The organism is Chryseobacterium sp. GQ58, assembly GCF_059758895.1.
In genome coordinates, this window is record NZ_JCAXEH010000001.1 from 438,150 (window position 1) to 462,718 (window position 24,569).

Below are 24,569 nucleotides of genomic sequence, written 5' to 3' on the forward strand. Positions count from 1 at the left end.
CATTTGGAGTTATATTATTCATTTTCAGTACTTATCGTTTTAGCATCTATTTTCGCTTATATCAATTACAGATTTTTGAAGCTGCCAAGTGCAATTGGCATTATGGTGATTGCCATTGTAGTTTCAATTATTCTTGTTTTATTTGGTGAAAGCTTTCTTCCGAGAACTTTTGGGCATTTGAATGATCTGATGAACAGCATCGATTTTACCGAAGTTTTAATGGGAGCCATGCTTAATTTCCTTCTTTTTGCCGGCGGGATTCATATTAATATTAATGATCTTAAAGAACAGTTCCGGCCGGTGCTGATATTTTCTACGGCAGGAGTTGTTATCTCAACTTTTATTGTGGGATTTGGTATGTTTTATCTTCTTCCGCTTGTCGGAATACAAATGCCGTTTATTTACTGTCTGGTTTTTGGAGCATTGATTTCTCCTACAGATCCCGTTGCGGTTTTAAGCATCCTGAAACAAGCAAAAGTTTCAAAATCTTTAGAAACCAAAGTAGCTGGCGAGTCTCTTTTCAATGACGGTATGGCAGTTGTGGTTTTTACGGTTGTTTTACAGCTTGCGGTAGGAAAGCAGGTGGATTTAGGAATTGAAAACATCACCATCTTATTAATAAAAGAAGCCGGAGGAGGTCTTCTTCTGGGCGTTCTTTTAGGTTGGGTTACTTCCAGGCTGATGCGCGAGATCGATGATTATATTATCTCTGTTTTGGTAACGCTTGCTGTTGTAATGGGCGGCTATCTCGTGGCGCACCAGATGCATATTTCGGGGCCTTTGACGATGGTTGCTGCAGGATTGTTTATGGGTAATTTTAATGTTAAATTTAAAATGAAATCCATAACGCAGGATTACCTGATTAAATTCTGGGAGCTTATTGATGAAATTCTAAACGCTATTCTTTTCCTTTTCATTGGTTTTGAATTATTAATGATAAAAGACCTGAATCACTATATTATTCCGGGACTTGTTGCGATTGCTGTGGTTTTATTTGCGCGATTTATTTCGATTTGGGGACCTACAAGATTTATGTCATCCAAAACGAGATTTAGTCCGCAGACAATAAAAGTGCTATTCTGGGGAGGGATTCGTGGCGGAGTTTCTATTGCTTTAGCCATGTCGATTCCGAAAAGTGAATACAGCAACACTATTTTAAGCATTACTTATTGTGTGGTTGTTTTTTCAATTATTGTTCAGGGACTTACGATCGGGAAAGTTGCCAATCCCAAAAAGATTGCCACCGAAGAGCAGGAGCAGGAAAGTATTCCGTTAAAAGAAAGCAATTAATTTAAATATTAAAAGATGAGTGATCTCACAAAAGATATTAAAAAAGCACTTCTTGAGCTCGCAATTCCCGAAAAAGCAGAATTCTTTCCAAAATTCTTTAAAACTGGAAAAGGAGAATACGGCGAAGGCGATATTTTTATTGGTGTAAAAGTTCCCGATCAAAGAACTGTAGCCAAAGAATATCATCAGAAAATATCTTTGGAGGAACTGAGCGAAATTCTGTCTTCAGAAATTCATGAACATCGATTGACCGCGCTTTTTATGCTGATTTTTAAATTTGAAAAAGCAAAGGAACAAGCCATAAAAGATGAAATAGTAGAATTTTATTTAAATCATCTTCAATATATCAACAATTGGGATTTGGTAGACACAAGCTGCTACAAAATTTTAGGACGCTACGCTTTTGAAAATCAGAAAGAAAATTTACTTAGAACGCTTTCTTCTTCCGACCAAATGTGGCACAAAAGAATCGCTGTTGTAGGAACAATGTATTTTGTGAAAAAAGGTTCGTTTGATTTAATGAAAGAATTTGTTATGCAAAACCTTAATCACACACACGATTTAATGCATAAGGCCAACGGATGGCTTTTGAGGGAGATGGGAAACAAAAATGAAGCAGAGCTTATTGATTTTTTAAATAAATATTACAAAGAAATGCCCCGAACCTGTCTCCGATATGCGATCGAAAAACTGGACGAAGATCTACGACAGGATTATCTTAAAGGACGAATATGATGGATTGCATCTTTTGGAAAACATTTACACATTATTTTCTGCATCTTGCTTTTCCTGCGGTTATTGCTTTTGTTTTTTACCGCAGCAACTGGAAGAAAGTGTACCTTATTCTTTTGGCGACAATGTTGGTAGATTTGGATCACTTATTTGCCGATCCTATCTTTGATCCGGGCAGAAATAGCATCGGTTTTCATTTTTTACATTCATATTATGCTATTGCGGTGTATTTTTTGCTGCTGATTTTTAAAGGGAATTTAAGAATAATAGGTATTGGACTTCTGTTCCATATGTTCACTGATTTTCAGGATTATGAGTTTTGGTGTCATTAAAATATTATTAATATTTTCTTTTAAGAACTGAAAAGCCATAGATTTTTTGTATTTTACAAACACTTATGAAGCTAAAAGAACTTTTACAGTATACTTACATATTTCCTGTATTGGCGGTTATCTATTATTTCTCCGGATTGATGGGAAAAGGAGTGATTTACGATATCGTTGCAGGTATTTTATTGACTTTATGTGTATTGTCGGCAGTACATCATGCCGAAGTTGTTGCCCATAAAGTTGGCGAACCGTATGGTACAATTATTTTGGCACTTTGTATTACAATTATAGAAGTTGCGCTGATTATTTCCTTGATGGTCGCCGGTGGCGAGCAGGCTATAACATTGGCAAGAGATACCGTTTTTGCTGCTGTAATGATTATTCTCAACGGAATTATCGGTATCTGTATTTTAATAGGTGGCGTCAAATATTATGAACAATTTTTTGCAAGAACCTCTGCTACAACCTATTTGGTGAGTATAGTTTCAATTTTGGTGATTACTTTGGTGCTTCCCAATTTTACTTCAAGCGTCAACGGCCCTTTTTATAATGACGCGCAATTAATATTTGTGTCTATTGCGTGTCTGGTAATTTATGGAGTGTTTTTAATGGTACAGACGGTAAGACACAGAAGTTATTTTGTAATCACCGATGAAAATGCTGCTGAACATTATGTGCCCAATAAAACGCAGGCGATTGTAAGCTTTTTCTTTTTGGTGATCTGTCTTATTATTGTTGTGCTCATGGCAAAAGGACTTTCGGGAACGATTGAAAATATGGTGCAAAGTATTGGCGCTCCCAAATCATTGGTGGGTGTTATTATTGCCGGAGTTATTCTTTTACCTGAAGGTTTGGCGGCAATCAGAGCGGCAAGAAACAATCAGATCCAGTCGAGCTTAAATTTGGCTTTAGGTTCTGCATTGGCAAGTATAGGATTAAGTATTCCTGCGGTGTCTGTCGTTTGTATTCTTTACGATATTCCGTTAGTTTTGGGGCTTGATAAGAAAGATATTATTCTGCTTTCACTATCTGTATTTATCGTTATGCTTTCTCTGAGCAGAGGAAAAACCAATGTTTTGTACGGAACGGTGCTTTTGGTAAACCTTGCTGCATATATCTTTACGGTAATTGTACCTTAAAGTTACAACACGGCAAAATAAAAACTCAAAAAGTTATTTTAATTTTCTTGCCATTTCCATTTTATAAGCCATAAGATTGGCGATATTTTCAGATTTTGTAATAGCCATTGAGGCATTTTCACCTGTGAAATTTTCTTCAATCGTCTGTTTCCACAATTCAAGCCATTTGGCAAAATGTTTTTTTTCCATTGCCTGTACTTCATTGATCGGAAAATGTACCTGCATAGGATTTCCTTTGTAGCTCATTTGTCCGAAAAGAATACTTTCCCAAAAAGAATACATTTTAGGCAAATGCTTGTCCCAATCTACTTTCACAATGTCTTTGAAGAAAAACCCGATCGTTTCGTCTTCAACTACTTTTTCGTAAAATTTGTTAACAAGAAGTTCAATATCTTTTCTTGATTCCAGCTTTTTCATCTATCAAATTTAGTTAATAATAGATTGTAAGTATGTATTTTATTCTTGACAAATTTCATAAAAACAATATTTTATCTTTGCACCATATTTTAATCTTCATCAGGAAGAACAATAATGAATTTAGAATTCTACAAAAAGCAGGCTTTACAAAAACAAAAAGAGCACAGAAAGTTTTTAGATGGCTTAAAAAAGAAACCACCTAAAAATCTTGATTATGTCGTGCAGGAAGCTCATGATGAAGTTTTTGAAAAAATAGATTGCCTGCAATGCGCCAATTGCTGTAAAACAACAGGACCGCTGTATACGGAAAAAGACATCGAACGTATTTCTAAACATCTGCGCATGAAACCCGCCGATTTTGAAGCTAAATTTTTGAGGGTTGATGAAGATCAGGACAAAGTGCTGCAAAACCTTCCCTGCTTTTTTTTGAATGAAGACAATACTTGTTCGATTTATGATGTTCGTCCGAAAGCATGCAGAGAATATCCTCATACGGACAGGAAAAAAATCTATCAGATTAATGATTTAATGATGAAAAATACGGTGATCTGTCCCGCTGCTTTTGAGTTTGTTGAAAAAATGATGAACAGCTTAAATAAGTAATTGATATTAAAGAACTCCAAATTGCTCTAAATTTAGTTAAAGTTATTTCAAAGGATAATTTAACATAATAATTGACGTTAAAGTAATGAAGTAGTTTTTTAGATAAGTAAAAATGGAATCCTGAAATATAATGTTTCAGGATTTTTATATTGAAAATAAAAAAGTATTGAACCCAATCAATACTTTCTCCTTTCACTATTACTTTTTTCCCATTTCCCCGGGAACAGGCTTTATGAAAAAAGTCGGGAAAATTTCCCGACTTTATATTTTATACTACACCTTGAGCAAGCATTGCTTCTGCTACTTTCACGAAGCCGGCGATGTTGGCACCTTTCACATAGTTTACATAGCCGTCTTCCTCTTTTCCGTAATCTCTGCACGCTTTGTGGATTCCGATCATGATTTCTTTTAATCTTGCATCTACTTCTTCAGAAGTCCAATTTAGACGGATTGAGTTTTGAGTCATCTCCAATCCTGAAGTTGCTACACCACCCGCATTTGAAGCTTTCCCAGGAGAGAATAATACTTTATTTTCTAAGAAATAATTTATCGCTTCCAAAGTTGAAGGCATATTGGCAGCTTCTGTTACGCAGATACAACCGTTTTCAACCAATAATTTAGCATCTTCCAGATCAAGCTCGTTTTGTGTTGCTGAAGGAATTGCCACGTCACATTTTATTTCCCAAGGACGTTTTCCCGCATGGAATTCTGCTGAAGGATATTTTTTAGCATAATCTTCGGCTCTGTTATTTCCTGAAGATCTTAATTCTAATAAATAATCAATTTTTTCTCCGTCGATACCGTCTTTATCATAAATATATCCGTCTGGTCCTGAAATAGTTACTACTTTTCCTCCCAATTCGTATACTTTTTTGATAACTCCCCAAGCTACGTTTCCGAAACCTGAAACAGTTACCGTTTTATCTTTGAAAGTTTGTCCGATCGTTTTAAGCATTTGCTCGGCAAAGTAAACCACACCGTATCCTGTAGCTTCAGGACGGATCAACGAACCTCCGTAAGCAAGCCCTTTTCCTGTAAGCACTCCGGTAAACTCGTTTCTCATTTTTTTGTATTGCCCGAATAAATATCCGATTTCTCTTGCGCCAACACCAATGTCACCTGCAGGAACGTCGGTTTCAGGACCAATATGTTTGCACAATTCAGTCATGAAAGCCTGGCAGAAACGCATTACTTCCATATCAGATTTTCCTTGCGGATCAAAGTCTGAACCTCCTTTTCCACCGCCCATCGGAAGTGTTGTCAAAGAGTTTTTGAAAACCTGTTCGAAAGCCAAAAATTTAAGCACAGAAAGGTTTACAGTCGGGTGGAAACGGATTCCGCCTTTGTAAGGCCCAATTGCAGAATTCATCTGAATTCTGAAACCTCTGTTTACCTGAATTTCTCCTTTGTCATCAACCCACGGAACTCTGAAAATAATAATTCTTTCAGCTTCAGCCATTCTCTCAAGCAGCTTCATGCCGGTATATTCTTTTCTTGTCAAAATAAAAGGAATTACTGTCACAGCAACTTCTTTTACTGCTTGTAGAAATTCCGGTTCATTAGGGTTTTTTGCCTCTATCTTAGCAATAAACTCCTGAATCTTCTGGTCAATATTATATTGTTCCATATAGTAAGGTTGAATATTATGTCAACAAATTTAATTTTTTTTTCAAGATTCACAATAGCATATTTAATATTTGCTGAAAATTCAATTATAATGGAACAGAATATTGTTAAATTGATAATTATGAACCAAAGTTTATTAAAAATTAAATGTTATATATGAAACAATGAAATATTAAGAAATCGTTAATTATCATATTGCAATAAATTGTCTCCCGGAAAACGATTTTACTTTCCCCAAAAGCTCCAACTCTAAAATAACAGGTAAAATTTTATAAGGAGGAAGAGCAATTTTTTCTGCTAAATCATCTAAAGAAATATGCGGATTCTCTTTGATGTTTTTATATATTAATTCTTGGTTTTCAGACAATTGAATTGTTGATTGGTTTGAAGGAAAAAGTTCGTCAATTTTCTCTGTCGGTTTAGTAAATCCTATCAAATCCAGCAAATCTTTTATTGTCGAAATTGCGGTAGCTTTGTTCTGGAAAATAAGGTGATTGCAGCCTTGACTGTATTTGTCGGAAATTTTCCCGGGAAGAGCAAAAACTTCTCTGTTGTAGTTGCCGGCAAAGGTTGCAGTACTTATTGAGCCGCCGCCAAAAGCCGTTTCTACAACAATTGTGGAAGAAGAAACTCCCGCAACGATTCGGTTTCTTTGGATGAAATTTTCTCTGTCCGGCTTTCGGGATGAATTAAATTCTGTAAGCAAGCCTCCGTTTTCTTCAATAATTCTTTGTGAAAGAGTTTTATTTTTTGAAGGATAAAAAGTATGAAAGCCGTGAGCCAAAACGCCAATTGTCGGAATTTGATGCTTAAGCGATTGCTCATGAACTTCTTTGTCGACGCCTAAAGCCAAGCCGCTGACAGAAATGAACTCGTACGATTTTACCTCATCAAAAAAGTCTTCAATAAATTTTTTTCCGTAAGATGTGATGTTTCTCGTGCCAACAATGCTGAGTGTTTTCATTTGTCTGTCAAAGCTTCCTTTTTGGTAGAGAATTGCGGGTGCATCATCGCATTCATTAAGTAAAAAGGGTAAGTCGTTTTGATGTCGTAAATTGATTTTAATATTGTTTTTCTCACAGAAATTAAGCTCTTTTTCTGCAAATTTCAGATGGTCTGCATTACCGATATCCGAAATTATTTTTTTTCCGATACCGTTTGTTTTGTTCAGCTCTTTTTTTGCTGTTTCCCAAACATTTTTAGCGCTGCCAAAAGAATTTACAAGCTTAAAAAAATTAATATCACCAATAAAATTACATTCCCGCAAAGCGATGGAATAGAGATGTTCTTCAGAATACATTTGTGTTTATTTATTCAAATGTAATAAAATAGAATTTATTTTTTCCTCAATTCATCCAAATGATCCCAAATATCGTCTCTTTTTTTATAAGGTAATTCCAAAAAGTCATCCGGATGATTGTCTTTATATTCCTGCCAAAGCTTATCATCTTTTTCACTATAATAATTTGGAAATTCCCAGATGAATCTTTTCTTTTTATCACCCACATTTTTAAAAACTAATGCAAGAATACTTCCTACAATTGCGCCTGCCACATGGGCCTGCCAGGATATTTTGCTTGGCTCGTGAAGGGTATGGAAAAGTTCTTCGGGAAACATTCCCCAAATTAAACTACCATAATATAAAACGACCAAAAGAGAGATCGTAAGAAGCGTCATGTTCCATTTAAAAACTCCGCTAAAAAATAGGAAAAAGGCAAGAACATACACCACACCGCTCGCTCCGATGGTACAGGTATACAAATATTCGCCAGTCAGAATGTCTATCGGAGGCAAAAGCCAAAGTAAAAGTCCTGTCGCAATCCAGCCAAAAATAAAAACTTTATTGGCAACCAAAGGATAAAACTGATACAAAAGGAACATCAGGAAGGCGATTGGAATAGAGTTTCCTACGATATGATCTATACTTCCATGAAGAATGGGCGAGGTGACAATTCCCAATAAACCTTCCGGCAAAAGTGGAATGATCGCCCCAAAGCAACTTCCAAAAAAGCCATTCATCTGTAAAAGGTATCCCAACCACATGGCACTCAGCATGAGCAGAGGATTGATGATTGCGTTTTTGTAAATCACATTTTTAAACATATATAAATGCTGTCAAATCAAAAGCCAAGTATAAATTTCGGAAAAATTGTCGATGATTTTATTTTTTTTAAAATATTTAGGACAAAAAGTAAGGTTTAAGGAATTATCATGTTTTAAAATCATGACGTAAAGTGTTTTATTATAAACCTCTGAAAACGTGTAAACTTTGTGTTTAACTTTATATTCCTATTTTTGCAGTTGGAAAAATTGAGATTTATGAAAAAGATTTTCGTTTTACTTTTTATGTATCTGAGTGTACATTCTTTTGCACAGGTTGTCATCAGCGATTCTGCAGCAGTTGACACGATTAAAAAGCCGAGGCATTGGTCTGTAATTGCTAAAAATAGTGTGATGTTCAATCAGGCTGCATTTTCAAACTGGGTTGGTGGTGGAGCCAATAATGTTGGGTGGCTTGCAAGCGCAAACTATAACCTTACGTATGAAAAAGACCGCAACCTTTGGGAAAATATTATTATTTTAAATTATGGACAAAATACAACAAAAGGTTTAGGAACAAGAAAAACACAAGATGTTCTGAATTTTTCAACGAATTACGGGAGACAGTTTTCAAAAAGTTGGTATGCATCAGCCGGAGTAAGTTTGTTGTCGCAATTTTCCGGTGGTTTTGAAGACGGAAACAATCCTTCGGCAAAGAAAATTTCAAATTTTATGGCGCCTGGATATGTGAATGCCGGTATGGGTATTACTTACAGGCCAAACGAAAATCTTACCGTAACACTGCGTCCGGCCAACGGAAGGTTTACTTTTGTGCTCGATAAAGAATTGCAGTTAGCAGGAAATTACGGTTTAAAAGAAAATGGAGATTTTTTCCTGATGCAGATCGGTTTTCTGGGTTCAGCAATTTATAAAATAAAGTTGATGGAAAATATTGAAATGACCAATACAGGATCTATATTTTCAAATTACCTCGATCATCCGGATCGCATGGTTTTATCATACAATATGCTTTTAAACATGAAAATTAACAGGTTTGTCTCATCAATTGTAACATTGGATCTCATGTATGATCATAACCAAATTCAAAAAACACAGCTGAAACAGACTTTAGGAATTGGTTTTGCGTATAATATTGATAATGGTGTGAAGCATTCGGATAAAAAGTTTCAGCAATCCTGGCTTAAGAAATAATTTAATATATATATAAAGAAATAAAAAAGCACTTCGGATAAGAAGTGCTTTTGTTGTTTTATATAAAATCAGAATTAAAATTCAAGACCAACTTCAAGTTTTTCAGCTAAAAGTTGTTCAATTTTTACTTTTAATGGTTCAATGTCGATATTTTGCATTGCATCGTTTGCAAAAGCATATAAAAGCAAGGCTTGAGCTTCTTTTTTAGAAATTCCTCTTGCTCTTAAATAAAATAAAGCATCTTTGTTCAATTGACCAACCGTACAGCCGTGAGAACATTTCACATCGTCTGCGAAAATTTCCAACTGGGGCTTCGTATCGATTGTAGCTCCTTCGCTCAAAAGAACGTTATTGTTTTGTTGATAAGCATTGGTTTTTTGGGCAATCTTATTTACAAAGACCTTTCCATTGAAAACTCCGTGAGATTTATCTTTAAAAATACCTTTGTAATTCTGATAACTCTGACAATTTGGAGTGTTGTGGTGTACCGCCGTATGATGATCTACCAGCTGGTCTTTCCCGATAATCGTAATTCCGTTCATAAAAGAATTGATATTTTCTCCGTTATGAATGAAATCTAAATTGTTTCTAACGAGTTTTCCGCCAAAAGTAAAAGTATTTACCGTCGTCAAACTGTCTCTTTCCTGTCTGGCAAACGTATGATCTACCATGTAAGAAGTGTCGTTATCGTTTTGCACTTTGTGCCAATCTGCTTTTGCATTTGGGTAAGTGAAAATTTCGGTCACAGAATTGGTAAAGGTGAAACTTTCGTCAAAATTGTGATGACTTTCGATGATTTCTACTTTTGCTCCTTCTTCTACAATCAATAAATTTCTTGTGTTGTAGAAAGTGTTTTCTTCCTGATTTTGAGAGAGATAGAAAACATGAATAGGCTTTTCTATTACAACATTTTTAGGAACTTTTAGAAAAAATCCGTATTTGCAATAAGCCTGATTCAGATTGGTAAAAGCTAAATTTTTAGCTGCAATTGTGTTAAAATACTTATCAAAAACTTCTCTGTGATTTTCGTCATTCAAAGCATAGTTGAAAGACAAAAACTCTGTATTTTCGATAGAAATATTTGAAAGTTCTTTGTGAAGTTTACCATTTACAAAAACAATCCAGTCAAAATTTTCTTCGCCCAAATGAAGCTGATCCAGCTGTTCTTTGGTGATATTATGACCTTCTTTCGGGAAAAAATTATATTCTTTTTCCGTTATTTCTTTGATATTTGTATATTTATATTCTTCGTCTTTTTTGGTAGGAAAACCTAATTCAGCAAAATTTGCTAAAGCCTGAACTCTGCTTTCATCCAAAAAACGATGGCGAAGTGTATTGAGAAACTCAGTATGGTTATTTAAAATTTGTTCGTTTAAACTCATTATATAATTTGAAATTTTAGATTTGAAATTTGAAATTAAGGACGCTGAAACTTATTTCCATTATGATCAATACTTTTTAAATATTTCATAAAACCAGAAATCATTTTAGACAAATCCGTAAGATCGTTTTTCAAATCATTAAATTCGTTTTCGTTAATAAAATTTCTATCAAATGCTCTGACCAGTTGTGAGCGGACTTCACCGCAAGAACCCTTTGACATTGATAGAAAATTGATAAATTCCTTATTACCTTCCCTTTCAAAACCTTCTGCAATATTATCCATTACTGAAGCAGATGAACGGTCGATTTGATTTTTAATATTTTGACTGCAATTTGGATTTTGAATTAATAAAATAAAAATTTTTTGGCACAATTCTTTAGATTTCTTCCAAATCTCAAGATTCTCAAAATTAGTAATCGTAGCCATAATTTTAAATCTCAAATCACAAATTTCAAACTAATTCAAAAGCCAGTCGTAGCCTTTTGCTTCAAGCTCTAATGCTAAAGATTTATCACCTGTCTTAATGATTTTTCCGTTTGCTAAAACGTGTACATAATCCGGCTCAATATAATTCAGCAATCTTTGGTAATGCGTAATCAAAAGTACCGCATTTCCGTCGTTTTTAAACTGGTTGACACCGTCTGCAACAATTCTTAATGCATCGATATCCAATCCTGAATCTGTTTCGTCAAGAATCGCCAATTTAGGATTTAGCATCATCATCTGGAAAATTTCGTTTCTCTTCTTTTCACCTCCGGAAAATCCTTCGTTCAGTGATCTTGAAAGAAAATCTTTTTTAATTCCCAGCTTTTCAGATTTCTCACGGATCATTGCCAACATATCTTTTGCAGACATATCTTCCAATCCGTTTGCTTTTCTGTTTTCATTTAAAGCAGCTTTAATGAAGTTGGTTACCGAAACTCCCGGAATTTCAACAGGATATTGGAAAGAAAGGAAAATCCCTTTGTGAGCTCTTTCTTCAGGAGCATCTTCGATGATGTTTTCACCCTGAAAAATTATTTCGCCTTCCGTAATTTCGTAATCTTCTTTTCCGGCAATTACTGATGAAAGAGTAGATTTTCCGGCTCCGTTCGGCCCCATAATAGCATGAACTTCACCCGGCTTTATTTCAAGATTAATACCTTTTAATATTTGTGCGCCATCTTCAATTCTGGCATGTAAGTTTTTAATTTTTAACATTCTGTTGTTATAATTTATCGCAAGGTTAAACAAGTTTAATTTAATTGCGTATATTTTTTAAGTTATACAATGGCGTTTCACTTATTTTCGAAATACAATTAGTCTAAACCGTTTGCAATTCTTTTAACACCATTTTTAAATAATTGAGAATTGAAATTCATTAGCATTCCCAATTTATAATTTCCTAATCTTAAGTAATTTTTTAACTGAGAAGTATGAAAATTATTTAAGCTTTCAACTGATTTTATTTCTAAGACAACTTTATTTTCAATCAACAAATCCATTTTAAAAGCTCTTTCTAAAATCAGTTCTTCATATTGGATATTCAAGAACTTTTGTCTTTCAACGGCTACTCCTGTTTTTTGTAATTCATAGAATAGGCATTCTTCATAAATGTTCTCAAATAATCCTGTTCCTAATTTTCTATGAATTTTTAATCCACTTTCAAATACAATCTTTGAAATTTCATTTTCTGTCATTTGTTGTTTTTCGCAAAGATACAGGTTGAAAATTAATTCCAATTGTATTTCTTTCTTAAGCTTTAGCGCCTTTGTTGATCTTTAAAGCGCTTTAAACGTTAAAAATCTTTGTTTTACTTTGCGATAAAACAATTATCCTACAGAACCTTCCAAAGAAATCTCTAATAATTTTTGAGCTTCAATAGCAAACTCCATTGGTAATTTATTTAAAACTTCCTTACTGAAACCGTTTACAATCAAAGCGATTGCTCTTTCGGTATCGATTCCTCTTTGGTTACAGTAAAAAATCTGATCTTCTCCAATTTTTGAAGTAGTTGCTTCGTGCTCAAGCTGAGCGGTTGGATCTTTTATTTCTATGTAAGGGAAAGTGTGCGCACCGCATTCGTTACCCATCAATAAAGAGTCACATTGTGAGAAATTTCTCGCTCCTTTTGCGGAAGGCATTACTTTTACTAATCCTCTGTATGAGTTTTGAGATTTTCCTGCAGAAATTCCTTTAGAAATAATCGTTGATTTTGTATTCTTTCCGATGTGGATCATCTTTGTACCGGTATCGGCATATTGATGATTGTTGGTTACTGCGATAGAGTAGAATTCACCGATAGAACCGTCACCTTTTAAGATACAAGAAGGATATTTCCAGGTTACAGCAGAACCAGTCTCAACTTGCGTCCATGAGATTTTTGCTTTTGTTTCGCACAATCCTCTTTTGGTTACAAAGTTGAAAACACCTCCTTTTCCTTCTTCATTTCCAGGATACCAGTTTTGAACGGTTGAATATTTAATTTCAGCATTATCTAAAGCAATCAATTCTACAACTGCGGCGTGAAGCTGATTTTCATCTCTTGACGGAGCTGTACATCCTTCAAGATAAGATACATAACTTCCTTCGTCAGCAATTACCAAAGTTCTTTCAAACTGGCCTGTTCCAGCCTGATTTATTCTGAAATATGTTGAAAGCTCCATCGGGCATCTTACGCCTTTTGGAATATAGCAGAAACTGCCGTCAGAAAATACTGCGGAATTCAGTGCTGCATAAAAGTTATCACCTCTCGGAACTACTTTTCCAAGGTATTTTTTTACCAGATCAGGATGGTTTTTTATCGCTTCTGAAATAGAGCAGAAAATAATTCCTTTTTCTGCTAAAGTGTCCTGAAATGTGGTTTTTACAGAAATGGAATCCATTACAATATCAACCGCAACTCCGGAAAGTCTTTTTTGTTCTTCGATATTAATTCCTAATTTCTTGAACGTTGCAATCAATTCCGGATCTACTTCGTCCAGACTTGCCAGTTCCGGCTTTACTTTTGGAGCGGCATAATAACGGATTGCCTGAAAGTCCGGTTTCACATAATTAATGTTTGCCCAGGTTGGCTCCGTCATTTTGAGCCATATTTTAAATGATTCCAAACGCCATTCTGTCATCCATTCCGGCTCTTCTTTTTTAGCAGAAATAGCACGGACAATGTCCTCATTCAATCCAATTGGGAAATCTTCGTAATCGATATCCGTTTCCCAGCCGAACTCGTATTTTTTATTTTCTAAATCGACGCGTAAATCGTCTTCAGTATATTTACTCATTTTGATAGTTTTTAGATGTTAGATTTACGTTTAGACTTAACAATTTTTGCTAATTTCTAAACTCAGTTTTCTAACTTCTAATTATAAGCTAAAACTCTCACCACAACCACACGTTCTGGCTGCATTAGGATTGTTAAAAACAAATCCTTTCCCATTCAATCCACCCGAGTATTCCAGGATAGTGCCCGCTAAATAAAGAATTGACTTTTTTTCTACAACAATTTTTATATTATTGTCTTCAAAAACCTGGTCTGATTCTGTTTTTTTGTTGTCAAAACCTAAAACATACTCCAAACCTGAGCAACCTCCGCTTTTTACCCCTACTCGTATATAATCTTCTGCCGGATCAAAACCATCTTCTGTCATCAGTTGAATGGCTTTTTCCTTTGCATGATCTGAAACCTTTATCATTGTATTTATTTAGACTGATTTAATGATGCAAAAATACGAACAATAATCAGTATATAAAAATTAGGATTTTTATTTTTAACTATTTTTATTATTGATAAGTTTAACTTTGTCAATGTTTTAAAATCAAAACTATAAATCAGGAGAAAATGAAAAAAATAGGGATTATTGCGTTTATGCTATTTATGCAGACTGCTTTTGCGCAAACCAACAGATTTGTGTATCAGGTAACCATGAAGCCTGACGCAAATGATAAAAATGATGTGAAAACAGAGAATGCTTATTTAGATATTTCAGCCGAAAAATCGTTATTTTATTCTGAAAACAGAATCAAAAGAGATTCTATTATGAGAAAAGCTTTTCAAAGTGGTGGCGGAAGAAGCAGTATCAACCGAGATCAGATTGAAAATCTCCGGTCAAGCATCAACTATTCCGTAGAAAAAGACAAGAAAAATCAAAAAACCTATTTTAAAGACAGAATAGGAAGAGACAATTATACTTATGAAGAAGATCGACCAATAAACTGGAAAATAAGCTCTGAAACCACAAAAATTGGAGATTATAAAGTACAGAAAGCAGAAACAGACTTTGGTGGAAGGAAGTGGATTGCATGGTTTACAACTGATCTTCCGTATCAGGACGGACCGTATAAATTCACAGGACTTCCCGGTTTAATTGTAAAAATTGAAGATTCTGAAAGTGATTATTCTTTTGATTTAATGAAAAACTACAAAATTGACGATTTTCCTGAAATGAGACAATTTGGAACCGTAATGAAAGTAAAAAGAAACGATTTCGTAAAACAACAGGAAAAATTCAAAACAGACCCGATGTCTTTTATGAATCAAGGCGGAGGCGGAAGAATAGCGAGTCCAAGAAGCAACAATTCAAATCCTGCCGACATGAGAAAAAGAATGGAAGAGAGGGCAAAAGAAGAAGTAAAGAAAAACAGCAATCCTATTGAACTGAAATAATAAAAAAGGTCTGAAGAAATTATCTTCAGACCTTTTTTTATTTTAAAAGTTGATTAAAGGTATCTCCCTGTCTGATGTCACCGGAATTATATCCTTTCATAAACCATTCCTGACGTTGCGCCGATGAGCCGTGTGTAAAGCTTTCTTGATTTACATATCCTTGTGATCTTTTCTGAATATTGTCGTCACCAACTGCCGCGGCAGCATTTACTGCAGATTCAAGATCGCCCGGCTCAATAAAAGATTTTTCCCTGTCGCCTGTATATCTTGACCAAAGACCAGCATAAAAATCGGCCTGAAGTTCTGTAGCTACAGAGACTTTATTGAGTTCAGCTTCCGAATACCTTCCGCTTCGTCTCAACTGATCTGTTTTATCTAAAGTTCCTAAAAGATTCTGAACATGGTGTCCCATTTCGTGAGCCATTACATAAGCAATCGTAAATTCTGTCACTTTAGCCCCAAATTGATTCTGAAGTTCATTAAAAAAACTCATATCCATATAAACAGATTGATCTGCCGGGCAATAAAAAGGTCCCATTGCTGCTTGTGCGGTTCCACAACCAGATTGCGTAGCCGTTTTAAATAAAACTACAGTTGCTGGCTGATATTGCATTCCGTTTTCTGCGAAAATTTTAGTCCAGGTTTCTTCATTTTCTGCGGTGATCATTTTGATAAATTCACCAACTTGCAGCTCATTTTGGTTGAGTTGTCTCTGCTCTGTCTGAGGAGCAGAATTTCCGCCTGAAGAAAGTATTGCCGAAGGATCACCACCAAGGAAAAATACGATGGCAGCAATAATCAAGGTTCCCAATCCTCCGCCTACAATTGCGCCTCCACCACCGGATCCTCTTCTGTCATCAACGTTTCCGCTTCTGTCTTCTGTCCATTTCATAATAAATAATTTTACAGGTAAAGTTAAAAATATTCTTTATACGGAAATCATTTAGACCTGAGAATTTCCAAAACCGATATTTCCTTTTCTGCCGGAAAGACCTCTTTTAAATTTAATCATGTTTAAAGCTGTCACGGCTGCTTCTACACCTTTGTTCCCAAGGTCACCGCCGCTTCTTGCAATAGATTGCTCTTTTGTGTCGTCTGTCAATACGCAAAAAATTGTTGGTGTGTCTGTTAAAATATTACAGTCTTTAATTCCCTGAGCAACTGCCGAGCATACAAAATCAAAATGCGGAGTTTCACCTCTTATTACACAGCCAATTGCGATTATGGCATCATATTTACGTTCTTTGCAAAGCTGCATGCTTGCATAATTTAATTCAAAAGCGCCGGGAACGGGAAATAATCTGATGTTTTCAGATTTTACACCTTCTTTTTCAAGGATTTCCAGAGCTGCATCACGAAGATTGTAGGTTACAAAGTCATTCCACTCAGAAAAAACAATGCCGATAGAAAAATCTTCGGCATTGGTTATATTAAGTGGCTTGTAATCTGAAAGATTAACTGTTGCCATGTTCTTAGTTTAAATATTTAGCCATTTCAATATATGCATCAGACATTCCGTTGTCGTAGTCCTGATATTTTTCGTCAATCGTTGCAAAATATTTTTTAGCCTCAGCATTTTTCTTCATTCCTAAAGCTAAAATACCTGCTTTTCTAGTGAAATAATAAGTCGTATAAGGATCATCAGAAGCAGAAGCTGCTTTATCCAATAATGCCAAAGCTTCTTCGTTTTTATTAAGACCCGATTTTGCATCAGCCATTGCACCATATTTCATGGCCATCAATGTTTTATTATCAGATGAAAATTTATCTAAAAGATCAAAAGCTTCCTGAAATTTTCCTTCTTTAAACTTCAATAAACCTGCATTATATGCTGCCAGTTTACCGATGTCTGTTGAAGAAAACTCGTTGTAAGTGCCTAAAAAACCGGGATTAGCAGCAGATTTTCCACCTAAAGCTTCTTTTTCTTTTCCTTCTGCAAGGTTTTTCTGTGCAGCCAGATATGTTTTCATAGCTTCTTCGTTTTTTGGAGCCACCACAAACTGCTGGTATCCGAAAAAGCCTAAAACTCCCAAAACTAAAACTCCAAAAGCAATGCTTAATGGTTTTTGATATTTTTCAAGGAATCTTTCTGTGTTTAAAGCTTCTCTGTCGAGGTCTTTAAAGAATTCCACCGTTTCTTTACCTTCTTGCTCTTGTTGAGCCTTTTTTCCCAATTTTGCCATAAATTCTTAAAAATTGAATTGCAAATTTAATTGTTTCTGAATGATTTACAAAATACTTTGATGGTATTATTAAACTAATTATAAATTCTTTAGTCTAAATGTATTTTTTTAATCTTAATATTCTAAAGTATGATAAATTTCTGCATTGAATTTCTTCAGTTTTTCGTCACCGTTTAAGCTTTTTAAGCCAATTAAAAAACTAAACTGAACTACTTTTGCACCTTGTTTTTCTACTAATTTGGCTGCTGCTTCTGTAGTTCCGCCTGTTGCCAGAAGATCATCGTGAATTAAAATTCTCTGACCTTTTTTGATCTGTCCTTCGCGGGTTTCGATTTCGGCGCTTCCATATTCCAGATCATATTTTTCTGAAACAATAGGTGGTGGAAGTTTCCCTTTTTTTCTTATTAAAATAAACGGAACGTCCAATGCCACTGCGATTGCGATCCCAAAAAGATAGCCGCGACTTTCAATTCCGCAAACAGCATCTATTTTTCCTTTACTGAATTGTACTAAATCATCAATGACTTCTTCGTACAATTTCGGATCTAAAAAAATTGGTGAAATATCTTTAAACTGTATTCCTGAAATCGGAAAGTCTGCGATATTTTCAATGGTATTTTCTAGTTTATTGATCAGTTCCTGCGAAGCCATTTTTTAGGGGTTTATCTTGTAGCTTGAAATTTTCCATTCTCCGTTTACGTTTTTAAGTCCAAATGTGGCTTTCAGAGATGTTGTTCTGCCGTTTTTATCTGTAACATCATAAGTTGCATTTACACTTGCAAGATTTGGATTTGATGCATTGGTTGTAATATTTTTTACGCTTACATTTTTCACTGCTCCAAAACCAGATGTAGGATTTGAGAATGATTCATAACTTCCCCAATTTGGATTGCTTGATGCATCGTATGCAGCTTTTAAGTTTTGAGAACTTACATTATTTAAAAATTTGCTTACCGTATTTTTGGGATCAGCAGGTTGTTTTGGCTGTGCATTCGGATCAGTTGTTCCTGGTATTGTTCCTGTAGGATTATTCGGATTAATAACTGCATTCGGATCTTCAATTACAGACGTTGAATCAATTTTAGGAACTTCAGGAACTTTCAGTGCAGAAGGATTTACATCAATCCCGATTTTAGACATTTTAAAAGTTTTTGCCGTTGTTTTTACGGAAACGGTAATGTCTATTTTATTGTCAACAATTTTTGAAGCCAATAAAGATGAATATTTTAATGTAAAACCTCTGAAATTATTATCCTGCATCAGGTTTTTTGAAGTTAATAGCCTTACGCCGTTACTGAAAACTTCCAAAGTTGTTTCTAAAGCAGCACTGTTGAAAGAAATTGGCTTCTCTGCATTATCTACCAATCTCGGAATAATCTGAAGCGAAGTCGGCCCACTTCCGGTATCACCTGAAGGTCTTGTTATGATACTTAAAGAGCTTGCTTTTATATCATTCGGATCACTTTCTTTGGCTTTTTCGTCGCCAAAAATATTCATTTCTCCTAATGATGGCGGAGCTGTACTTGCCCATTCGATACCGTTTTGCTGAGCAACCTGATCTGCCATTGACAGTATTTCAGGAACTTTTTTTCCGTTAATTAATTGTCCCAAAGCTTTTAGCTCATTCACATCGCCTTCGGCTTCAACACCGAATGTTTTTAAAATATATAGAGCTTCATTAAATTTAATCTGTTTAATTGTGGGAAGACTTGAGGCCATATCATTAATGCTCGACTGCAAAGTCTGTGTAGTGGTTGCATCAACATGATCTTTTTTACAGGCCGTAAAAAGCAGCAAACTAAAAAGTAAAATAAAAGTAAGCTTTTTCATTTTTTAATGGTTTGTTGCAAATTTAGTAAAACCTTTAGTAATACAGATTTTTTATTTTTTGTTTTCTTTTTCTTTCAAATCTTCTTTGAAAAACGAGCTGAAAATACTTTGCATGTTCGGAAATGAAGAATCTTTCCAGAATGTTGTTGTGTAATTGCTGTTATTGGAAGAGAATTTTACTTTTTCGATGTCATTATTATCACTGAAATCCAATTCTGTAGGATAGAAATTAGTATATGTTTTTACCTGTGTATAATCCGGCTCGGTTTTATGTTTCAGCTTTATCATTTTTATTTCGTTATACTCAAGAAAATCACGAATGTCTTTTTTAGAATCTTTTTCATAAGATACATTCAGAATTCCTTTAATATCATACAAACGATAACCGAAAAGTGCCAACTCCTTTTGTTGCAACGCTTCTCCTGTGATTTCGATCTCGTCTTTACTGTTTCCTTTGAGTTCTTTCAGTTTTGTATTTTTTTGTTTGAAATCTTCAATATTTCCTACATTTTTTAGTTTGGGAAGCTCAAGAAAAGAGTTGTAATCCCAAGATCCTGTTTCTTTTTTTTCATTTTTTGCATTTTCCAGCCTATAGATTCGATATTGCTCAACATTGGTACTTTTGAGTTTTTTTGTTTTGTTGTCGAAAATGTAAGTTATAATTCCGTCAGCATAGCAATTAAGCTTATTATTGATGGTGACATACGTATTGAAATTTCCTTTAACAAAAATATATTTTGCAGGTTTGTTGTTTTTAATAGTTACCGTTTCGATTTCTTTTATCCTGTCGCTGAGCTTTACAACATCTTTGTTGATTTCTGCATAAGAAAGTGTCGCCAGCAAAAAGTTATCATAAACAAGCTGAAACTTTTCCTGTGACGGATTTAATGATTCTTTGTCTATTTTGCCATCAATATCAGAATAGGCGACAATGCTGCCGTCGTTTCCGAAAACAGAAACCTTTGGAAGCGGCTTATTTGTTTTTTCTGAAATGAAAGTAATAGTCTGTGCATTGAAAAAGTTGAACAACACAAGTAAAAGCAGAATAAGGACATTAGTTTTTTTCATGGTTAATTTTTTGATTAGTTTAAATTTCTCTATTAATAAGACAGCAAAACTTTAAAATAGTTGCCTTAAAAACAAAAAAAGACCGATTATTATAATCAGTCTTTTATTATTTTATTTTGTTACGAATCCTTAGAAAGGATATTCATAAATTTCAGATTCGTGAAGGTAAGGGTTACCTGTCGGAATTAATTTTAATTTGGATAATGCAGTCATTACCGTAAAGATAAACAGTCCTGATACAAATAGGATAGAACCTACAACTAATAAAAGTACTTCAGGCGTTTTCCAGAAAGGACCAACTGTTCCCGGCATTACCATATTGAAATAATCCAAAAGGTGACCGAAGATAACAACTACTGCCATTGTAGTAACCACTTTGTAATTTCTCTTGATGCTGCTGCTTACCAATACTAATAAAGGCAACAAGAAGTTCACGATCAACATTGGTAAGAATGTTACACCATAGTGCTGGAATCTTCCAAAGAAGTAATTAACCTCTTCCGGCACGTTTGCATACCAATACAACATAAACTGTGCAAACCATGTGTAGGTCCAAAGCATACTTGTAGCGAAAAGGAATACTCCTAAATCGTGCAAGTGATTATCATTGAATTGTGGTAAAAATCCGTTTTTCTTAAGATATACACTTAGTAAAATAATTACCGCGATACCACTTGAAAGGCAGCTAACCATTGAATACCAGATATACATTGTAGAATACCAGTGTGGGTCAATAGACATCAACCAATCCCAAGCCCAAGCTGCTGAAGCAAACCCGAAGAATGCGATATAACCTACAGCCCATCTGTAAAGCATTTGATAATCTACTTTAGATTTTGTATCGTCTACTTTTTTAGACTGCGCTTTTAGTTTCCAAGCGAAGAAAGATGCTCCTGCAACATAAATTATTGTTCTTATTGCGTAGAAAGGAATATTTAAAAATCTCTTCTTTTCAAATAAGATCACATCAAAATGAGCAGAATTTGGATCTGTCAATTCAGGATCCATCCAATGGAATAAGTGGCCGTTGTGAGTGATATTTAATATCATTAAAATAATCAGAATAGCACCACCCCAAGGGATATAAGAAGCAATAGCCTCCATTACTCTTGTAATGATAATTGGCCATCCTGCGTGAGCTGCATGCTGAATACAGTAGAAAAATAAAACTGCACAGCTTACTCCGAAGAAAAATACCGCTACGAAATGTAAAGATGCCAAAGGCTGATTGTGGATCTGCATAGTTGCATGTTCCAAATGTGAAGCATGATCCTGTGGCCCTACCATTTCACTAGAGTGAGTAGGTGCATCGTGACCGGAAGAATGAACTGCTTCCATCATATGTTCAATCTTTTCAGTAGTTATTCCATGATTCATAAAATAACCAATCCCAAATAGAACTAAACCTACAACAAGAAGTATTATAGAAGTTGATTTTAATTTTGGTGAAAAACTATACATTTCTTTTGTTATTTTTTAGTTGCGGTAGAATCTGTTTTTGCTGCTGTAGCTGAAGCTGCTGCCGGTGCTGCGCCTTTTTTGAAAGCATTCATCACATACATTGCAACTCTCCATCTGTCTCCGGGATTTAGCTGACCTGCATAAGAACCCATTGCGTTTCTACCGTTAGTTAATACATAATGAACAGAACCTACAGTAATTTCTCTGTCTGCATAATTTGGCACACCAGAATATGCTCCGCTTTGAACGATTGGCCCTTGTCCGTCGCCTCCAGTTCCGTGGCATGCAGCACAAGTACGATCAAATAATATTTTACCTCTTTCTATATCTTTCGCAGCATTAGCTGGATTTAAAGGAGAAGCTGTAACAGATTTTGAAGCGTCGTAGCCTGCGTTATATGCTTCCGGAGTTTTTGGAAGAATGCCTTGTGCAAGAATTCCGTCTTTATTTTGAGCAACAGAGCCTTCCACCGGGGCAAGACCTGTAGCGCCATTACGTCCTACAAATGCAGGGATTTCATTTTCATGATCGGAATATGCATCCTGAGCTTTCATCAACGGATCGTAGGCAACCGGAAAGTACATATCCGGGAAATATACTAAAGGTGCATTTTCGTTTGGTCCGCAAGAATTAAGTAAAACTGTAGTTAAACCTAAAACCGCTGTAATTTTTAAAATATTTCTTTTCATTTTAAGCATCTTTAACGGTTATTTCTTCCACTCCTGTATCTACAAGTAACTGTTTTACAGATTCTACATCATCAGTAATAAATTCCATCATGAATTTATCATCTGTAGTTCTAGGATCCGGGTTTTGAGCCGGAGCACCAGGATACATTTTGTTTCTTACCAAGAAAGTCAAAGACATCATGTGAGCTGCACAGAATACCATTAATTCAAACATCGGAACTACGAATGCAGGCATGTTGTGTGCCCAATCGAAAGCCGGTTTACCTCCAATATTCTGAGGCCAGTCATGATTCATTACATACCAAGTTACCAAAGAGCCTATAGTGACGCCATAAATTGCGTAAATAAATGCAGCATCAGAAATTCTTGTTTTCTTTAAACCTAAAGCCTTATCAAGTCCGTGAACAGGGAATGGAGTATAAACTTCGTTTATTGCGATTCCTTTATCGTTGAATGCCTTAACGCCGTTCATTAAATCGTCGTCATCAGCATAAAGTCCGTATACAATTTTAGTGGTGCTCATCTCCTTCTTTTGCTTTATAAGTTTCACCTGAGATTTTCAAAATCGATTTTAATTCGGCCTGTGCAATCACAGGGAACGTTCTTGCGTACAATAAGAATAATACAGAGAAGAATCCGATTGTTCCTAAATATACACCTACATCAATGATGGTTGGTTTAAACATCGTCCAAGATCCTGGCAAGTAATCTCTTGAAAGGTTGATAACGATGATGTCAAAACGCTCGAACCACATCCCGATGTTGATAATCAACGCGATAATAAATGTTGCAATAATATTTGTTCTTATTCTCTTAAACCAGAATAATGCAGGGATAATCAAATTACAAGTGATCAATGCCCAGAATGCCCACCAGTAAGGTCCTGTTGCAGCACCCGGAGAAAGGTAAGTAAAGTCTTCATATCTAGAACCAGAGTACCATCCGATGAAATATTCTGTTCCGTAAGCTACAGTTACCATACCACCTGTTAAGATGATTACGATGTTCATAATTTCGATATGATACATTGTGATGTAATCTTCTAAGTGACAAACTTTTCTAGCAATTAACAATAGTGTTTGTACCATTGCAAATCCTGAGAAGATTGCTCCTGCAACGAAGTAAGGAGGATAGATCGTAGAGTGCCATCCTTTAATCACTGAAGTAGCAAAGTCAAAAGATACCGTAGTGTGTACCGAGAATACCAGTGGAGTAGCCAAACCTGCAAGAACCAAAGATAATTCTTCGAATCTCTGCCAGTGTTTTGCTTTACCACCCCAACCGAAAGCCAGGAATGTATAAATTTTTCTTGTCCAAGGAGTTTTTGCTCTGTCTCTGATCATTGCAAAGTCAGGAATCAATCCCATAAACCAGAATACTGTAGATACTGAGAAATACGTAGAGATTGCAAATACGTCCCAAAGTAGAGGAGAGTTGAAGTTCCCCCAAAGAGAACCAAACTGGTTAGGAAGAGGGAATACCCAATATCCTACCCAAACTCTACCCATGTGAATCACCGGGAAGATTGCTGCCTGTACAACTGCGAAGATCGTCATCGCTTCCGCAGAACGGTTTACAGACATTCTCCAACGTTGTCTAAATAATAATAATACTGCGGAGATAAGTGTTCCGGCGTGACCGATACCTACCCACCATACGAAGTTGGTAATATCCCAACCCCAGTTAATAGTTCTGTTAAGCCCCCATGCTCCAATACCTGTTCCGATAGTGTAGGCGATACAGCCGAATCCATAGATGAAAAGAACTAAGGCTGCGTATAGTGATATCCACCATAGTTTTCCTGCTCTTTCTTCGATAGGTCGTGCAATATCTTCTGTGATATCGTGATAAGTTTTGTGACCAATAATCAGAGGTTCCCTTATCGGAGCTTCGTAATGTCCTGACATTTTTTACCTATTTATTA

General features: G+C 35.4%; 27 protein-coding genes. 7 read left to right on the forward strand and 20 right to left on the reverse strand.

All coding sequences use genetic code 11. The features are described from left to right. Nucleotides 1-3: 3 nt before the first annotated feature. From AC6CHK_RS02075 to AC6CHK_RS02090, 4 genes are all read left to right on the forward strand, one after another. Complete coding sequence (locus AC6CHK_RS02075) at nucleotides 4-1,290, forward strand: cation:proton antiporter (RefSeq protein ID WP_498093077.1); 1,287 nt, start codon at nucleotides 4-6, stop codon at nucleotides 1,288-1,290. Nucleotides 1,291-1,305: 15 nt separating this feature from the next. Next, nucleotides 1,306-2,025, forward strand: coding sequence for a DNA alkylation repair protein (locus AC6CHK_RS02080; protein WP_498093079.1), 720 nt, complete (start codon nucleotides 1,306-1,308; stop codon nucleotides 2,023-2,025). Continuing rightward, nucleotides 2,022-2,354: a DUF6122 family protein gene (locus tag AC6CHK_RS02085; protein ID WP_498093081.1), complete on the forward strand. Its 333-nt coding sequence runs from the start codon at nucleotides 2,022-2,024 to the stop codon at nucleotides 2,352-2,354. The genes AC6CHK_RS02080 and AC6CHK_RS02085 overlap by 4 nt, the downstream gene beginning before the upstream one ends. A 65-nt stretch (nucleotides 2,355-2,419) precedes the next feature. Further along, nucleotides 2,420-3,490: a calcium:cation antiporter gene (locus AC6CHK_RS02090; RefSeq protein ID WP_498093083.1), complete on the forward strand. Its 1,071-nt coding sequence runs from the start codon at nucleotides 2,420-2,422 to the stop codon at nucleotides 3,488-3,490. A gap of 33 nt (nucleotides 3,491-3,523) precedes the next feature. Here the strand turns inward: AC6CHK_RS02090 and AC6CHK_RS02095 are convergent, their stop codons facing one another. Continuing rightward, the gene (locus AC6CHK_RS02095; RefSeq protein ID WP_498093085.1) at nucleotides 3,524-3,907 is read right to left on the reverse strand and encodes a group III truncated hemoglobin; all 384 of its coding nucleotides are present in this window, start codon (nucleotides 3,905-3,907) and stop codon (nucleotides 3,524-3,526) included. 114 nt (nucleotides 3,908-4,021) lie between these two features. Here AC6CHK_RS02095 and AC6CHK_RS02100 point away from each other — a divergent pair, with 114 nt between their 5' ends. Further along, the gene (locus AC6CHK_RS02100) at nucleotides 4,022-4,510 is read left to right on the forward strand and encodes a YkgJ family cysteine cluster protein (protein WP_498093087.1); all 489 of its coding nucleotides are present in this window, start codon (nucleotides 4,022-4,024) and stop codon (nucleotides 4,508-4,510) included. A 268-nt stretch (nucleotides 4,511-4,778) separates the two neighbouring features. On the opposite strand, the gene gdhA is transcribed toward AC6CHK_RS02100, so the two are convergent. The 3 genes from gdhA to AC6CHK_RS02115 form a co-directional block, all read right to left on the reverse strand. Beyond that, nucleotides 4,779-6,137 carry an NADP-specific glutamate dehydrogenase gene (gene gdhA / locus AC6CHK_RS02105; RefSeq protein WP_498093089.1) on the reverse strand — a complete coding sequence of 453 codons (1,359 nt, stop codon included), beginning with the start codon at nucleotides 6,135-6,137 and terminating at the stop codon, nucleotides 4,779-4,781. A 189-nt stretch (nucleotides 6,138-6,326) separates the two neighbouring features. Continuing rightward, nucleotides 6,327-7,436 carry a DNA-processing protein DprA gene (gene dprA, locus AC6CHK_RS02110; RefSeq protein ID WP_498093091.1) on the reverse strand — a complete coding sequence of 370 codons (1,110 nt, stop codon included), beginning with the start codon at nucleotides 7,434-7,436 and terminating at the stop codon, nucleotides 6,327-6,329. Nucleotides 7,437-7,471: 35 nt separating this feature from the next. Next, nucleotides 7,472-8,239, reverse strand: coding sequence for a rhomboid family intramembrane serine protease (locus tag AC6CHK_RS02115; RefSeq protein ID WP_498093093.1), 768 nt, complete (start codon nucleotides 8,237-8,239; stop codon nucleotides 7,472-7,474). Between the two features lie 216 nt (nucleotides 8,240-8,455). Between AC6CHK_RS02115 and AC6CHK_RS02120 the strand changes: the two genes are divergently transcribed. Next, nucleotides 8,456-9,388, forward strand: a complete 933-nt coding sequence (locus tag AC6CHK_RS02120; RefSeq protein WP_498093095.1) for a DUF3078 domain-containing protein — start codon at nucleotides 8,456-8,458, stop codon at nucleotides 9,386-9,388. Between the two features lie 74 nt (nucleotides 9,389-9,462). Here AC6CHK_RS02120 and sufD read toward each other — a convergent pair whose 3' ends face one another. The 6 genes from sufD to AC6CHK_RS02150 all read right to left on the reverse strand — a co-directional run bounded on the left by sufD (nucleotide 9,463) and on the right by AC6CHK_RS02150 (nucleotide 14,443). Then, nucleotides 9,463-10,770 (reverse strand): Fe-S cluster assembly protein SufD, encoded by a 1,308-nt coding sequence (gene sufD / locus AC6CHK_RS02125; RefSeq protein ID WP_498093097.1) that lies wholly within the window; start codon nucleotides 10,768-10,770, stop codon nucleotides 9,463-9,465. A gap of 35 nt (nucleotides 10,771-10,805) precedes the next feature. Then, nucleotides 10,806-11,198, reverse strand: a complete 393-nt coding sequence (locus tag AC6CHK_RS02130) for a four helix bundle protein (RefSeq protein ID WP_498093099.1) — start codon at nucleotides 11,196-11,198, stop codon at nucleotides 10,806-10,808. A gap of 30 nt (nucleotides 11,199-11,228) precedes the next feature. After that, complete coding sequence (gene sufC / locus AC6CHK_RS02135) at nucleotides 11,229-11,972, reverse strand: Fe-S cluster assembly ATPase SufC (RefSeq protein ID WP_498093100.1); 744 nt, start codon at nucleotides 11,970-11,972, stop codon at nucleotides 11,229-11,231. A 98-nt stretch (nucleotides 11,973-12,070) separates the two neighbouring features. Then, entirely contained in the window at nucleotides 12,071-12,451 is a 381-nt protein-coding gene (locus AC6CHK_RS02140; RefSeq protein WP_498093102.1) for a GxxExxY protein, read from the reverse strand. Nucleotides 12,452-12,583: 132 nt separating this feature from the next. Next, a complete protein-coding gene (sufB, locus tag AC6CHK_RS02145) occupies nucleotides 12,584-14,032 on the reverse strand; it encodes a Fe-S cluster assembly protein SufB (protein WP_498093104.1) in 1,449 nt (482 codons plus the stop codon). Nucleotides 14,033-14,113: 81 nt separating this feature from the next. Then, nucleotides 14,114-14,443 carry a HesB/IscA family protein gene (locus tag AC6CHK_RS02150; protein ID WP_498093106.1) on the reverse strand — a complete coding sequence of 110 codons (330 nt, stop codon included), beginning with the start codon at nucleotides 14,441-14,443 and terminating at the stop codon, nucleotides 14,114-14,116. A gap of 146 nt (nucleotides 14,444-14,589) precedes the next feature. On the opposite strand from AC6CHK_RS02150, the gene AC6CHK_RS02155 reads away from it, so the two are divergent. Next, nucleotides 14,590-15,414 carry a GLPGLI family protein gene (locus tag AC6CHK_RS02155; RefSeq protein WP_498093108.1) on the forward strand — a complete coding sequence of 275 codons (825 nt, stop codon included), beginning with the start codon at nucleotides 14,590-14,592 and terminating at the stop codon, nucleotides 15,412-15,414. A gap of 37 nt (nucleotides 15,415-15,451) precedes the next feature. Here the strand turns inward: AC6CHK_RS02155 and ypfJ are convergent, their stop codons facing one another. The 10 genes from ypfJ to nrfD form a co-directional block, all read right to left on the reverse strand. Further along, complete coding sequence (gene ypfJ, locus AC6CHK_RS02160) at nucleotides 15,452-16,306, reverse strand: KPN_02809 family neutral zinc metallopeptidase (protein WP_498093110.1); 855 nt, start codon at nucleotides 16,304-16,306, stop codon at nucleotides 15,452-15,454. Nucleotides 16,307-16,357: 51 nt separating this feature from the next. Next, on the reverse strand, nucleotides 16,358-16,882 hold the full coding sequence (gene ribH, locus AC6CHK_RS02165) for a 6,7-dimethyl-8-ribityllumazine synthase (protein WP_498093112.1): 525 nt from the start codon (nucleotides 16,880-16,882) through the stop codon (nucleotides 16,358-16,360). 4 nt (nucleotides 16,883-16,886) lie between these two features. Beyond that, on the reverse strand, nucleotides 16,887-17,597 hold the full coding sequence (locus AC6CHK_RS02170; RefSeq protein WP_498093114.1) for a YfgM family protein: 711 nt from the start codon (nucleotides 17,595-17,597) through the stop codon (nucleotides 16,887-16,889). A gap of 114 nt (nucleotides 17,598-17,711) precedes the next feature. Then, nucleotides 17,712-18,248, reverse strand: coding sequence for an adenine phosphoribosyltransferase (locus AC6CHK_RS02175; protein ID WP_498093116.1), 537 nt, complete (start codon nucleotides 18,246-18,248; stop codon nucleotides 17,712-17,714). Nucleotides 18,249-18,251: 3 nt separating this feature from the next. Further along, the gene (locus AC6CHK_RS02180) at nucleotides 18,252-19,427 is read right to left on the reverse strand and encodes a hypothetical protein (protein ID WP_498093118.1); all 1,176 of its coding nucleotides are present in this window, start codon (nucleotides 19,425-19,427) and stop codon (nucleotides 18,252-18,254) included. Between the two features lie 51 nt (nucleotides 19,428-19,478). After that, nucleotides 19,479-20,495 carry a hypothetical protein gene (locus tag AC6CHK_RS02185; protein WP_498093120.1) on the reverse strand — a complete coding sequence of 339 codons (1,017 nt, stop codon included), beginning with the start codon at nucleotides 20,493-20,495 and terminating at the stop codon, nucleotides 19,479-19,481. Between the two features lie 129 nt (nucleotides 20,496-20,624). After that, nucleotides 20,625-21,956, reverse strand: coding sequence for a quinol:cytochrome C oxidoreductase (locus AC6CHK_RS02190; RefSeq protein WP_498093122.1), 1,332 nt, complete (start codon nucleotides 21,954-21,956; stop codon nucleotides 20,625-20,627). An 8-nt stretch (nucleotides 21,957-21,964) separates the two neighbouring features. Further along, nucleotides 21,965-22,654 (reverse strand): c-type cytochrome, encoded by a 690-nt coding sequence (locus AC6CHK_RS02195; protein WP_498093124.1) that lies wholly within the window; start codon nucleotides 22,652-22,654, stop codon nucleotides 21,965-21,967. Then, nucleotides 22,647-23,168: a DUF3341 domain-containing protein gene (locus AC6CHK_RS02200; protein WP_498093126.1), complete on the reverse strand. Its 522-nt coding sequence runs from the start codon at nucleotides 23,166-23,168 to the stop codon at nucleotides 22,647-22,649. The genes AC6CHK_RS02195 and AC6CHK_RS02200 overlap by 8 nt, the downstream gene beginning before the upstream one ends. Further along, complete coding sequence (nrfD, locus tag AC6CHK_RS02205; RefSeq protein WP_498093127.1) at nucleotides 23,155-24,552, reverse strand: NrfD/PsrC family molybdoenzyme membrane anchor subunit; 1,398 nt, start codon at nucleotides 24,550-24,552, stop codon at nucleotides 23,155-23,157. Before nrfD ends, AC6CHK_RS02200 begins: the two co-directional genes overlap by 14 nt. Nucleotides 24,553-24,569: the final 17 nt, after the last annotated feature.